The organism is Phreatobacter sp. AB_2022a (assembly GCF_026847585.1).
Lineage (GTDB): Bacteria > Pseudomonadota > Alphaproteobacteria > Rhizobiales > Phreatobacteraceae > Phreatobacter.
In genome coordinates this window covers 1-13,151 of record NZ_JAPSET010000033.1, presented here as the reverse complement: position 1 = coordinate 13,151, position 13,151 = coordinate 1, and the positions used below count along the sequence as shown (strand labels likewise).

12 protein-coding genes are annotated in these 13,151 nt (G+C 70.5%); 6 read left to right on the top strand and 6 right to left on the bottom strand.

From position 1 onward, the window contains the following. Window positions 1-11: 11 nt before the first annotated feature. From OZ671_RS21650 to OZ671_RS21635, 4 genes are all read right to left on the bottom strand, one after another. The gene (locus OZ671_RS21650; protein ID WP_268862642.1) at window positions 12-533 is read right to left on the bottom strand and encodes a cupin domain-containing protein; all 522 of its coding nucleotides are present in this window, start codon (window positions 531-533) and stop codon (window positions 12-14) included. A 17-nt stretch (window positions 534-550) separates the two neighbouring features. After that, window positions 551-1,282, bottom strand: a complete 732-nt coding sequence (locus tag OZ671_RS21645) for an NAD-dependent epimerase/dehydratase family protein (protein ID WP_268862641.1) — start codon at window positions 1,280-1,282, stop codon at window positions 551-553. Window positions 1,283-1,699: 417 nt separating this feature from the next. After that, complete coding sequence (locus tag OZ671_RS21640; RefSeq protein WP_268862640.1) at window positions 1,700-4,234, bottom strand: hypothetical protein; 2,535 nt, start codon at window positions 4,232-4,234, stop codon at window positions 1,700-1,702. Window positions 4,235-4,366: 132 nt separating this feature from the next. Beyond that, window positions 4,367-5,524 (bottom strand): DJ-1/PfpI family protein, encoded by a 1,158-nt coding sequence (locus tag OZ671_RS21635; RefSeq protein ID WP_268862639.1) that lies wholly within the window; start codon window positions 5,522-5,524, stop codon window positions 4,367-4,369. A gap of 87 nt (window positions 5,525-5,611) precedes the next feature. Here OZ671_RS21635 and OZ671_RS21630 point away from each other — a divergent pair, with 87 nt between their 5' ends. The 4 genes from OZ671_RS21630 (at window position 5,612) to OZ671_RS21615 (ending at window position 8,539) form a co-directional block, all read left to right on the top strand. Continuing rightward, complete coding sequence (locus OZ671_RS21630; protein ID WP_268862638.1) at window positions 5,612-6,547, top strand: GlxA family transcriptional regulator; 936 nt, start codon at window positions 5,612-5,614, stop codon at window positions 6,545-6,547. Window positions 6,548-6,594: 47 nt separating this feature from the next. Next, on the top strand, window positions 6,595-7,131 hold the full coding sequence (locus tag OZ671_RS21625) for an AAA family ATPase (protein ID WP_268862690.1): 537 nt from the start codon (window positions 6,595-6,597) through the stop codon (window positions 7,129-7,131). Window positions 7,132-7,254: 123 nt separating this feature from the next. Then, on the top strand, window positions 7,255-7,671 hold the full coding sequence (locus tag OZ671_RS21620) for a GFA family protein (RefSeq protein ID WP_268862637.1): 417 nt from the start codon (window positions 7,255-7,257) through the stop codon (window positions 7,669-7,671). Window positions 7,672-7,810: 139 nt separating this feature from the next. Then, window positions 7,811-8,539: a class I SAM-dependent methyltransferase gene (locus OZ671_RS21615; RefSeq protein WP_268862636.1), complete on the top strand. Its 729-nt coding sequence runs from the start codon at window positions 7,811-7,813 to the stop codon at window positions 8,537-8,539. 22 nt (window positions 8,540-8,561) lie between these two features. Here the strand turns inward: OZ671_RS21615 and OZ671_RS21610 are convergent, their stop codons facing one another. Both OZ671_RS21610 and OZ671_RS21605 read right to left on the bottom strand, forming a co-directional pair. Further along, complete coding sequence (locus OZ671_RS21610) at window positions 8,562-9,254, bottom strand: TetR/AcrR family transcriptional regulator (protein ID WP_268862635.1); 693 nt, start codon at window positions 9,252-9,254, stop codon at window positions 8,562-8,564. Window positions 9,255-9,339: 85 nt separating this feature from the next. Beyond that, the gene (locus OZ671_RS21605) at window positions 9,340-10,518 is read right to left on the bottom strand and encodes an ABC transporter substrate-binding protein (protein ID WP_268862634.1); all 1,179 of its coding nucleotides are present in this window, start codon (window positions 10,516-10,518) and stop codon (window positions 9,340-9,342) included. A gap of 224 nt (window positions 10,519-10,742) precedes the next feature. Between OZ671_RS21605 and OZ671_RS21600 the strand changes: the two genes are divergently transcribed. Both OZ671_RS21600 and OZ671_RS21595 read left to right on the top strand, forming a co-directional pair. Further along, window positions 10,743-12,347: a class I adenylate-forming enzyme family protein gene (locus tag OZ671_RS21600; RefSeq protein ID WP_268862633.1), complete on the top strand. Its 1,605-nt coding sequence runs from the start codon at window positions 10,743-10,745 to the stop codon at window positions 12,345-12,347. After that, the gene (locus tag OZ671_RS21595; RefSeq protein ID WP_268862632.1) at window positions 12,344-13,138 is read left to right on the top strand and encodes an enoyl-CoA hydratase/isomerase family protein; all 795 of its coding nucleotides are present in this window, start codon (window positions 12,344-12,346) and stop codon (window positions 13,136-13,138) included. Before OZ671_RS21600 ends, OZ671_RS21595 begins: the two co-directional genes overlap by 4 nt. Window positions 13,139-13,151: the final 13 nt, after the last annotated feature.

Below are 13,151 nucleotides of genomic sequence, written 5' to 3'. Positions count from 1 at the left end.
CCGGCCGATGCTCAGTCGCGAATGACCAGCGGTCCGCAATCGTCGTCGGCGACGAAGATCGCGAGGATCTCGGCCGGCTCCGTCGCGCTCGCGTTCTCGGCGAAGAGATGGATCGCGCCCGGCGGCTCGAACCAGGTCTGGCCGGCGCCGAACGTGCCGACCGGGCCGCCTTCGAGCTGCGAGCGCACGATGCCCTTGATCACGAAGGCCATGACCGAGCCGGGATGGCGGTGACGCGGCGAATGGGCGTTCGGCGGAAACTGGACGAGCGCGGTGGTGATCGACTTGCCCGGCACATTGGGCAGCTTCTCGCAGGAGAGCGGCGTGACATTGGTCGCCGGACGGCTCACCGCGGCTCCCGCCGGCACGGCGTCGGCGCTGGCGTGGACCGCGTGGCCGCCATGCGGCTCCGGCGCGGCGCCGCTCCAGATCCCGACCGCGGCCAGCGCCAGCACCAGCGCGGCGGCGGCGGTGACCAACACGGCAAGGGCGCGCCCGGTCCGCCGCTGCGGCCCGATATCCCAAGTGGTCATGGTGACACTCCCGCTGTCTAGAGAGACAAACGAAACGCGGAATTCCAGCCGAGATCGCCGACCGCCTTGGCCGTCGAGACCTCGTCGTTCGGCTCGACCGCGTTGTAGATGCCGGGCGCTCCGCGCTCGACGGCGAGGAACGCGGCGTAGGCGGCCGCGTCGACATGCAGAGGCAGCGCCGCGGGCGGCGTGTCGACGCCGGTGCCCGGCCCGTAGAAGCGGCCGTAGCGCAGCACGACGCCGTCCATGGGGGCCGCGTTCAGCACCGCCTCCTCGAGCGCCGCGACGCCGCGGATGCTGACGGCGCCCGCGCCGTCGCGGCCGAGATCGAGCGGCGCGGCTTCGGTCAGCGGCGGCGGGCCGGGGGCGTAGACCCATGCGATGCTCTGGGCGATCAGCCGCCGGCTGCCCACCGCCTGCGCGGCGGCGACCAGGTGACGGGTCCCGATCTCGCGGATGCGGGCATTGGCGACGAGCGCCTCGGCCATGCGCGCCGGATCGAGGCCGGCGGGCAGGTCGGTGAGCTGGTGAATGACCACCTCGGGGCGGACCGACAGGACGGCCTCGGCAAGCGCCGCCGCGTCGAACACGTCCACCACCAGGGGCTTGACGCCTTCGGCGCGCAGGGCCTCGGCCCGCATCGGCGACCGGGTCGTGCCGGCCACATGGTGTCCGGCCCGCAGCAGAAGCGGCGTCAGGCGCCGCCCGACGGCACCGGCGGCGCCAGCAACGAGAATGCGCAAGCTCAAGGCCGGATCCTCCGCTCATAATATCAGACTTCGAACATAATATCAGAACTCTGATATTGGACGCAAGCGGCCGGCGGCGAGATCCGGCCACGGCCCGACCAGAGCCGCTCCGCGCCATCCATTTGCCGGCTCTTGGACGGTGTCGTAGCGACCGGCACCTGACAGTGCGCCGTGCGCCTGCGGCCGCCATCATTCAGCGAAGCCCGCGACATCGGGCGGCGATATTGCCGCCCGGTTTCGGTCACCTTTGGTTCAAGCACCATTCACCTCGCCTAACGAAGAGTTGATGGCCGCCGAAACGCAGGCGCGACTGGGAGACTCAAGATGATCGGGCGCCGAATTCTTCAGAGCGCTATTGTAATATATGGTTTCCTGTGCGGTTTGAGCCCGGGCCAAGCGCAGCAGACCGAACAGGGCTCACCGCCCGGCGCCGCCGCACAAAGCCAGGCCGCCCCGCCGCCTCTCCAGCTGGCGCCATCGTCCCCGCCATCGGCACAGACCACACCGGCCCGACGAGCCGCACGGCCCGGTCAAGCCGCGCAGGCCGAAAACCGGCAAGCCGCACGGGCACGCGCCAGGGCCGAGCGGTGCCGGGTCGAGCCACGCCGGCCGGGCGAGCCGCGCGCCAACCAGCGCCGGCCGGGCTGTGTGGCCAGCCGGCTCAATCGCCGCGAAACGACACCGGCACGGCTGCGCGACCAGCAGGCGCGCCAGCGCACCATGAACATCGAGGCAGAGGAGCGGCGGCGGGCCGAAATCGCGGAAATCGAGCGCTCCGCCGACGCGAACCGGCGTGAGGCGGAAGAGGAGGAGCGCCGCGCCGAGGCCGAGGAACGCGAGGCGCGCGAGCAGGTCGACGCGAGCGATCGGGCCGCACGGCTGCGCCACTATGAGGCCCGGCGCCGCCAGCTTGAGCGGATCGAACGGCAATGGGGCCTTGCGACAACCCATGGCCCGCAGGCGCAACTCGATCTGGCGTGGCGCCTGTTGCAGCGGCAGAACGAACGCCATCAGCAGCCTTCCCGCGACGAGTGGTACACCAACCCGCAGCTCAGCCTTGAGGACAGGGCCCGCATCCTCGAGCTGCAGCAGGCTCGGGACGCGATCGAGCAGCGGGCGCGCGAGGTGGTGGAACGGAACAAGCGCGAGGCCGCAGAACGCGCACGCGAGGCCGCCGAGCGGGCGCGTGAAGCCGAAGCGCGGCGCGAGCGCGAGGCCGCGGAACAGCGCAGCCGCGACGCATTGCAGCAGGAGCGCGATCGCGAGGCGGCGCGGCAACGGGCTCGCGAGGCCGCGGACCGGCAGGCGCGCGAGGAGGCACAGCGCGACCACCTGCGCGAGACGGCCGAACGCGAACGGCAGCAGGCCGCCGAGCAGCGCGCGCGCGAGGAAGCCCAGCGGACCCACGACCGCGAGGTTGCCGAACGCCAGGCCCGGCAGGCCGCCGAGCAGCGCGCTCGCGAGGAAGCCCAGCGGACCCACGACCGCGAGGTTGCCGAACGCCAGACCCGGCAGGCCGCCGAGCAGCGCGCTCGCGAGGAAGCCCAGCGGACCCACGACCGCGAGGTTGCCGAACGCCAGACCCGGCAGGCCGCCGAGCAACGCGCGCGCGAGGAAGCCCAGCGGACCCACGACCGCGAGGTTGCCGAACGCCAGACCCGGCAGGCCGCCGAGCAACGCGCGCGCGAGGCAGAACGGCAGAATCGCGAGCGAGAGATTGCCGAGCGGCAGCGGCGCGAAGCGGCTGAGCAGCAGCGCGAGCGTGAAGCCCAGCAGCAGCGCGAGCGCGAGGCTGCCGAAAAGCGGGAACGCGAGGCCCAGCAACAGCGCGAACGCGAGGCCGCCCAGCAGCGCGAGCGCGAAGCCCAGCAGCAGCGCGAACGCGAGGCCGCTCAACAGCGGGAACGTGAAACCCAGCAGCAGCGCGAGCGCGAGGCTGCCGAAAAGCGCGAGCGCGAAGCCCAGCAACAGCGCGAACGCGAGGCTGCCGAAAAGCGGGAGCGCGAGGCCCAGCAGCAACGCGAGCGCGAGGCCGCCCAGCAGCGCGAGCGCGAAGCCCAGCAACAGCGCGAACGCGAGGCCGCCGAAAAGCGGGAACGCGAGGCCCAGCAGCAGCGCGAGCGTGAGGCCGCCCAGCAGCGCGAGCGCGAGGCCCAGCAGCAGCGCGAGCGCGAGGCCGCCCAGCAGCGCGAGCGTGAAGCCCAACAACAGCGCGAACGCGAGGCTGCCGAAAAGCGGGAGCGCGAGGCCCAGCAGCAGCGCGAACGTGAGGCTGCCGAAAAGCGGGAGCGCGAGGCCCAGCAGCAGCGCGAACGTGAGGCCGCCGAAAAGCGGGAACGCGAAGCCCAGCAGCAGCGCGAGCGCGAGGCCGCGCAGCAGCGCGAGCGTGAAGCCCAGCAACAGCGCGAACGTGAGGCCGCCGAAAAGCGGGAGCGCGAGGCCCAGCAGCAGCGCGAGCGCGAGGCCGCCCAGCAGCGCGAGCGTGAAGCCCAGCAACAGCGCGAACGTGAGGCCGCCGAAAAGCGGGAACGCGAGGCCCAACAGCAGCGCGAACGCGAGGCCGCCCAGCAGCGCGAGCGTGAAGCCCAGCAACAGCGCGAACGCGAGGCTGCCGAAAAGCGGGAGCGCGAGGCCCAGCAGCAGCGCGAACGTGAGGCCGCCGAAAAGCGGGAACGCGAAGCCCAGCAGCAGCGCGAGCGCGAGGCCGCCCAGCAGCGCGAGCGTGAAGCCCAGCAGCAGCGCGAACGTGAGGCCGCCGAAAAGCGCGAACGCGAGGCCCAGCAGCAGCGCGAGCGCGAGGCCGCTGAAAAGCGGGAGCGCGAAGCCCAGCAGCAGCGCGAGCGCGAGGCCGCCCAGCAGCGCGAGCGTGAAGCCCAGCAGCAGCGCGAACGTGAGGCCGCCGAAAAGCGCGAACGCGAGGCCCAACAGCAGCGCGAACGCGAGGCCGCGCAACAGCGGGAACGCGAAGCTGCGGAGCGTCGCGAACGGGAGGCGGCCGAACAGAGGTCGCGCAGCCGCTGACGCTTCGTGATCGGCGGAACGACGACACGCCGGATGACCGGCGTGTCGTCGCGCCGGGCAAGGTCACGGTGCCGCTGCCCGGGGCGGATATTCGAGCTGCGTCGCCACGAAACTGGCGGTGGACGCGCCATAGCGTGCTTCGATAGCCGCAAGCGTCAGGTCCAGCGCCGTGGCCGGCGCGTGCCGGACGAGGTCCGAGACGTCCGGTGTGCCGTCATGTGGCGCAGCCACCTGGTCCGGCACCAGGCGCGCGCCGCTGCGGCTGGTGACCGGCCCGGCCGAAGGGGCGGCGGTCAGCGCCCGGGACCGGTAGGTGCGCGACCAGGCATCGGCGACCAGGGCCAGCGTCACCTCGTCCATGTCCGGCGCAAGGTCGAGCCGAAGCCGCTCCCAGCGCCAGAAGGCCAGAGTGTTGGCGATAGCCGTCACCGCGAAGGGCCGCGTGAAGGCGAAGGCGCCGCTCGCGTGACGGGCGTCCCAGGCGGCAAGGCCGAGATCGCGGGCTGTCGCCTCGGCCCGGTCGCGGCCGGCAATGGCCTCGATCAGGGTCAGCATCATCGGCATGGATGCGGTAATCCCGGTCGTCGTCGCGATCTTGCCATCGACCACCAGCCGGCGATCGGCGACGTAGCGCATGGCCGGATGGCGCTGGCGCAGCTCGCCGACCGAATACCAATGCGTCGTGCCCCGCCGGCCGTCCAGAAGGCCGGCCGCCGCCACGACCTTGGCACCGACACAAATGCCGAGAATGATCGCGCCCTTGTCCGCCTGGCTCCTGAGCCATTGCAGCACCGCGGGATCGTCGTCGCGGCTCATCGCCGGCACCACGACATAGTCGGCGCCATCCGGGTGCCGGCGGTCGAAATCGGCGATCGTCGCGTCGGGCTCGACGGTAAGCGCGGGATAGAGCCTCACCGGACCGGCGCCGGTCGCGAGCAGGCTGACATCAGCCACGTCGGCACGGCGGAGAATGCCGTAGGGCATCAGGTAGTCGGTGGTCTCGGTGGCATCGTTGATCCCGACGATGGCAACGAGCGGCCGCGTCCGCTTGGGCGGCTTGAGGGCGGCGAGCGTTGCCGCCTGCTCGGCAGCGCCGACCGGCGGCGCGTCAGTGGAACCGGGCGCGGACGGCAGCGACCAGAGCCAGGCAGCACCGGCGGCCACGAGCAATGCCGCGGCTGCGAAGCCGCCCCGGAGAACCAAACGCAACGTGGCGGTCATCGGATCCTGTCACCTCCCATCGGCTTGACGGCGAAGCTAGTCCTTTGGTTCCCTGTCTGAAATGACTTAAATCAGGCAGAACCTGCCATGCTCCGCACGATCGCCGTCGTGGTCCATCCGGGCTTCCAGCTGCTCGACGCCGCCGGGCCGACGGCCGCCTTCGAGATTGCCGAACGGCTCCGCCCGGGGAGCTATGCGATCAGGCTGCTCGCCCCCGGCGGCGGCGCGGTTGCCAGCTCGGCGGGCCCGACCCTCGATGCCGCGTCGCTCGGCGCGGAGGCCTTCGACACGATCGTCGTGTCGGGCGGCGAAATCGTTCGCGCACCGGAGGCCGCCCGCGCAATCGTCGCCTGGCTGAAGCGGGCGCGGGCGCGGCGCGTCGCAAGCGTCTGCTCCGGCGCCTTCCTGCTCGCCGAAGCAGGCCTGCTCGACGGCCGCCGCGCCACGACCCATTGGGCCAGCAGCGAGGATTTCGGCCGGCGCTATCCGAAGGTGAGGCTCGACGCCGAACGCATCTTCATCCAAGACGGCGCGGTGTGGACCTCGGCGGGTATTTCGGCCGGCATCGACCTTGCGCTGGCGCTGATCGAAGACGATCTCGGCGCCGACATCGCCAGGCGCACGGCGCAGCAGCTCGTCGTGCATCATCGCCGTCCCGGCGGCCAGTCGCAGTTCTCGGCGCTGGTCGAGCTCGGCGGGCGGACCGGCCGGTTCGCGGAGCTGATCGTCTGGATGCGCGGCGCGCTTGCCGGGCGGCTGACCGTCGAGCGCCTCGCCGATCGGGCCGCCATGAGCCCGCGCCATTTCGCCCGCGCCTTCCTCTCCGAAACCGGCACGACTCCGGCCAAGGCGGTGGAGCGCCTCAGGCTCGAAACCGCCCGGCTCGCCGTCGAGACCGGCCACGCACCGCTCGAGCGGATCGCTGAGACCACCGGCTTCGGCGATGCCGGCCGCATGCGCCGGGCCTTCCTGCGCAATTTCGGCATGCCGCCTCAGGCCCTGCGCCGTCAGGCCCGGTCCTGACGACCGGCCTTGGTCGCGGCGCCGGCATCGGCTAGGACCAGGCGATGATCGATCATTCGGGCGAAGTGCTGATCCTGACGGGGCCGCCCGGCTCCGGGAAAACCACCACCGCGGGAAGGCTCGCGGCCTTGCCCGGCGCGCCCAAGGTGCATCTTCACGCCGACGACTTCTGGCATGTGATCAAGGCCGGTGCGATCGCACCCTACGAGGCTGCCGCGCACCGGCAGAATGCCGTGGTGATCGAGGCGCTGGCCGGTGCCGCCGCAACCTATGCCCGCGGCGGCTATTTCGTCGTGCTCGACGGCATTATCGGCCCCTGGTTCCTCGCGCCGTTCCGAACGCTTGCCGTGCCGGTCCACTATGTCGTGCTGCGCCCGCCGCTCGACATCGCCATCAGACGCTGCCAGGCGCGCGGCGGCGACACGCTGACGGCGCCGGGACCGATCACCGCGCTCTACCGGCAGTTCTCCGCGCTCGATGGGCTCGAACGGCATGTCGTCGCGACCGGAACGGAAAGCCGCGAGGATGCGCTCGCCGCAGTCCTCGCCGCGCTCGCCGGCGGCGCGTTCCGGCTTGCGGCCTGAGCCGGGGGCCTCGGCCACTTACCTCAAGGTGCGTCATTTACACCGGCGGCCCGGCGGCCCTATCAGACGGCCCGCCCCATCGGACGGTCGGCCGAGCGTCCGTCCGGCCAGGAGTTCAAGACCATGCCCAGACTTGCAAGCTGCGCCTGCGGCAGCCTGAACCTGACGCTCGCAGGCGAACCGGTCAGCGTCTATGCCTGCGCCTGCCACGAATGCCAGCGGGCGACCGGCACGGCCTTTTCCTATCGCGCCAAATTCCGCAAGGACGCGATCACCGCCATGACGGGCGAACGGCGCGCCTGGCGGCGCGGCAGCGACGCCGGTCGCTGGGTGGAGCAGACGTTCTGCCCGACCTGCGGCACGCTGGTCTACATGGCGGCGGAGGCCTTGCCCGACCATGTCGTGGTCTCCGCCGGCTGCCTTGCGGAGGCGGACCTTGGCGCGCCGGCGAAGCTGTTCTGGGCATCGCGACGGCCGCCCTGGTACTGCATGGCTGAAGGCGTCGAGGAGATCCCGCCCGCCGGCAGCCGCAAGTCCTGACCCATGATCGTGACACGGCGACACGCTCCGCGCCGGCCTCGTCGTCCAAGAAGACAATGGCGGTTCCGATCCGCTATGAAACGCGGCAGGACGCCGCGTGAGACGCGTCCCAGACAGCTCATGCACCGGTGCGACCGACATGGCCCAGAACATCTACGACAATCCCGACTTCTTCGCCGGCTACAGCCAGCTGCCGCGGCAGGTGGAAGGCCTTGCCGCCGCGCCTGAATGGCCGGCGCTCCGCGCCATGCTGCCGGAGCTCGCCGGCAAGCGGGTCGTCGATCTCGGCTGCGGTTTCGGCTGGTTCGCGCGCTGGGCGCGGAGCGCCGGCGCGGCGGCCGTGCTCGGCCTCGATCTCTCGCAAGCGATGATCGCGCGGGCCCGTGCGGAGACGACCGACGCGGCGATCCGCTACGCGATCGCCGATCTCGACACGCTGGAGCTTGCAGCCGGCGCCTTCGATCTCGCCTACAGTTCGCTCGCCTTCCACTACCTCGCCGATTTCGGCCGCCTCGCGCGCACCGTCCATCAGGCGCTCGTGCCGGGAGGAGCCTTCATCTTCAGCATCGAGCACCCGATCTACATGGCGGCGAGCCATCCGCACTGGACCGCGGACGAGGACGGCCGCAAGACCTGGCCGGTGAACCGCTACGCGATCGAGGGCGAAAGGCGCACCGACTGGTTCGCCAAGGGCGTGGTCAAATACCATCGGACCATCGCCACCACGCTCAACACGCTGATCGAGACCGGGTTCGCGCTGCGCCGCGTCGGCGAATTCGCGCCGAGCGCCGAACAGATCGCGGCCCAGCCAAGCCTCGAGGAGGAACTCGAGCGCCCAATGATGCTGCTCGTCTCCGCGCAGCGGTAGCCGCCGGACGCCGCGTGGACCTTCAGCGCGCCGACGATGGCGGCGGCACGGCGGCACCGCGCAGGCCGAAGGAGACGAACTTGCGATAGGTCGCGACCGCCTCCTGGAGGGCCGAGGAGCGGTCGGCGCTGCGGGCGACGTGCTGGGAATAGACGTAGTCGCGCGCCGAGATCAGCAGATAGGCCAGCGTATCGAGCTCGTGCAGCTCGTAGCCCGGCAGTTCGCCGGCGTCCCAGCTGCGCCGCAGCGCGCGGCGGAACCTGACCAGGATGTTGTCGATATGCTGCCGGTAGCCGGCGGGAGCGGCGACCTCCGCCTCGTGCAGCAGCCGGAAGAACCAGGGATGGGCCTCGGCATATTCGAGAAAGACGAGAAAGCCCCGCGTCTCCATGTCGACGAAGCTCGACGCGCCCTTGACGCGCTCATGCACGAGGTCGAGCAGCTCGCGGCCCTTCATCGGCAGGAGCTGATCGAACAGCGCCGCCCGGCTCTCGAAATAGGCGTAGAACGTGCCGTGGCCGAGACCGGCCCGCTCCATGATCCGGGCGATCGAGGCTTCGGCATAGCCATATTCGCCGATGATCTCGGCGGCCGCATCGCAGATCGCCTGGTGCGTGCGCTGCGACTTCTCCGCCCGCGTCAGCTTGGGCTTGCGTGCCGGCCGGGCCCGCCCGGCCCCGGCCTTGATATCGAGCGGATCGTTGGTGTCAGCCATGTCGTGGTCTTCTCCGGCCCGGAGACCGGACACTTGTCCCGATTCGGCCGGACCTTCAACATTGCCGGGCGCCGCGGCAGCCGGTTCAGCGGGTGGCCAGATTGCAGCCGCCGGTGCCCTCCGGCCGGAACGCCCGTTCCGGCGGCACCTCCGACAGGATCGTATAATAGTCCCAGGGCTCGCGCGATTGGGCCGGCGACTTCATCTGCGCCAGATAGGCCGGACGCATCAGCCGGCCGTCGGGGCGCAGCCGCGCATTCACCGTGTAGAAGTCGTTGACCGGCAGCGCGCGCATGCGGGCCATGACGAGGTCATGGCGGCTCGAGCCGACATCGCGGACCGCCTTGAGATAGTGGGCGACCGCGCTGTAGGTGCCGGCATGGGCTTCCGTCGGCATGAACCTGTTGCGGGCGAAGAAGCGCATAGACCAGGCGCGCGCCTCGGGGTTGAGGTTCCAATACCAGACGGTCGAGAAGACGATGCCTTGCGCCACCTGGGTGCCGAGCCCGTGGGCCTCCGACAGAAGGAAGGCAGGCGCGACCAGCTGTTGCGCCGAGCCGGCAAGACCGAACTCGCTCGACTGCTTGATCATATTGGAAAGGTCCTGGCCGGCGCTCAGGAAGGCGATGACATCGGCCCCCGACGACTGGGCGCGCAGCAGCATGGAGGAAAAATCGAGCGTGCCCGGCGGATGCCTGACGGCATCGACCACCTGGCCGCCGCCATCGGTCACCACCTTGGTCACGTCGCGCTGCAGGGCATGGCCGAAGGCCCAGTCCTGGACGATCAGGAACCACTTCTTCTTGCCCTGGCGCATCAGCTCGGCCGGCAGCGCGTTGGCGAAGAGATAACTGTCATGGCTCCACTGGGCCGTGTTGGGCGAACAGGCGGAACCGGTCAGGTCGGCACTCGAGGCGCCGACATAGAGCGCGATCCGCCCCTTGCTCTGCACGAGGTCGCGCACCGCCAGCGCCACCGCCGAATTGCCGATGTCGACAATCGTGTCGACGCCATTCTCGTCGAACCAGCGGCGCGCGAGGCTCGCGCCGATATCGGGCTTGTTCTGATGGTCGCCGGACACGAGCTCGATCGGCCGGCCGAACATGGTGCCGCCGAAATCCTCGATGGCCATGCGCGCGGCATCGACCGAACCAGGTCCCAGCGCCGATGACAGGATGCCGCTCAGATCGGTCAGAACGCCGATCTTCACTGGTCGTTGCGCCTCCTGCGCCTGGCCCGAGGTCGTGAAGAGGGCAGCAGCCAAGGCCGCCGCCAATGCCCAGAAACGCATGTGCGGTCTCCCCTTCCGGCGCGGCTGATCCGATCGCCGCTTGTGACCGGAATAGAAATTCCCGCTGGACAGGTCAAGAAAAATGACTATCGAATCGAAAATCGGATTTTGAACGAAAGCCCGCGCGGCGACCGGCTCCGGCCGATCGCCGCCTCGATCCGACGAGGCGACACGGGCCCGCGAGGAGGACATCCGTCATGGCCGCGCTTGCGCTGCCGGCGGCCGTGGCCGGCCGTTCGATCATCGACCTCGTGGCGGCTCAGGCCGCCCGGCGCCCGCACGCGCCGGCCCTGACGGCGCGCGCCGCGGACGGCAGCGAGCAGCGCCTGGGCTATGGCGAGCTGCTGAGCCGGGCGCGGCGGCTCGCCGCCGGGCTCGCCGGGCAGGGAATCGCCGCCGGCGACCATGTCGGGCTGATGGTCAACAACGAGGCGGGCATCGAGGCCGCGGTCACCATGCTCGCCCTGCACGGGCTCGGCGCCGTGATGGTGCCGGTCAATACCCGCTTCGCCGCCGACGAAATCGTCTACGTGCTGAACAAGGCACGCTGCTCCGGCCTCGTCGTCATGGACGGGTTCTGGCCGCTCGTCGAAACGCTCCGCCCGCGCCTTGCCGGTCTCCGCCAGGTGATCGTCATCGGCGGCGCGCCCGGCACCGCGCCGGTGCGCTGGCAGGACGTCTTCGACGCCGCGAGCGATCCTGGCGCCTTCCCATGCGCCGTGTCACCCGACGCCGTCTCGGAAATCCTGTTCACATCGGGCACGACGGCGCACCCGAAGGGCGCGGTCATGACCCATGCCCGCAGCGTCGCTTCGGCCTATGGCTTCGCCGAGGCGATGAGCCTCGGCGACGACGACGTCTACCAGAGCTTCTTCCCGTTCTTCACCACGGCAGGCCTGCATTGCCTGCTGCTGCCATCGTGGTGGGCCGGTGCGCATGCCGTGCTCGACCCGGCTTTCGACCTGCCGGAGATCATCGCGCGGATGCAGCGCGAGCGGGCCACCAAATATATCGGCGCGCCGGCCTTCTACATCTTTCTCCTGGACGCGTTCGACCCGGCGCGGCACGACCTCTCCGCGGTCAGGCTGTTCGACTATGGCGGCGCCTCGATGTCGGTCGAGGTGATCAGGCGGCTCGCCCAGGTGTTCCCGCATGTCGAGCTGCGCCAGACCTATGGCATGACCGAGAGCGGACCGGCTGGAACGGTGATGCGGGGCGATCACGGGCCGGCGCGCATCGCCTCGGTCGGCCGGCCTTGGCCGCTCACCGAGGTGCGGATCGTCGGCGAGGACGGCGCGCCCCTGCCCACCGGCGCGGCCGGCGAGATCGCCATCCGCGCACCGAGCGTGATGCGCGAATATTTCGACGAGCCCGAGCTCACCGCCAAGACCTTGCGCGACGGCTGGCTGATGACCGGCGACATCGGCTATCTCGACGCCGACGGCTTCCTGTTCCATGTCGACCGCAAGAAGGACATGATCATCCGCGGCGGCCACAATATCGGCTCGCTGGAGGTCGAGGAGGCGCTGTTCGCGCATCCCGCGGTGGTCGAGGCCGCGGTGGTCGCGGTGCCGCATGCCAAGCTCGGCGAAGACATCCACGCCTTCGTCGTCGCCCGGCCCGGCCAGCCCGTCGACGCCGCCGCGTTGCAGGCGTTCTGCCGCGACAAGCTTGCCGACTACAAGATCCCCCGACGTTTCACCTTCACCGACACGCTGCCGCGCGGCCCGATGGGCAAGGTCCTGAAAGCGGACCTTCGCCGGCAGGCGATCCAATCGATTCAAGGGAGCAGCGCGCCATGAGGCAGGCCGACTATCGCACCATCAAGATCACGCGGCGCGGCCGGGTGCTCACCCTGACGCTCGACCGCCCGGCCGCGCTCAACGCGGTGGACGCGGTGATGCACGAGGAGCTCGCACGGGTCTTCGCCGACGCCGGCAACGACCCGGATTCCGATATCGTCGTCCTGACCGGCGCCGGTCGGGCCTTCTGCGCCGGCGGCGACATCGACTGGATGCAGGACGCCATCGACCGGCCGGAAAACTTCGAGACGACCGTCGCCGAGGCCAAGCGTATCGTCTTCTCGCTGCTCGACTGCGAGAAGCCGACGATCGCCCGCATCAACGGCCCGGCCGTCGGACTGGGCGCGACGCTCGCCCTGTTCTGTGACATCGGCATTGCCGCCGAGACCGCCTATCTCGCCGACCCCCACGTCTCGGTGGGCATGGTCGCCGGCGACGGCGGCGCCGTCATCTGGCCGCAGCTCATCGGCTTCGCCCGGGCCAAGGAACTGCTGTTCACCGGCGACCGGATCGGCGCCCAGCGCGCGAGCGACATCGGCCTGATCAATCGCGCGGTACCGGCCGCCGAGCTGGACGCGGCGGTCGACGCCTTCGCCGACCGGCTGGCCGGCGGCGCGACCAAGGCGATCCGCTGGACCAAGGTCACCGTCAACATCGCCCTGAAGCAGCTCGCCCACAGCATGATGGATACCGGTCTCGCCTACGAGGCGCTGACCAATGCCGGCGCCGACCACCGCGAGCGCGTCCGCGCCTTCCGCGAGCGGGCAGCCGCGCCCCGGGCCGCGTCATGACCGCGCAGCCGGA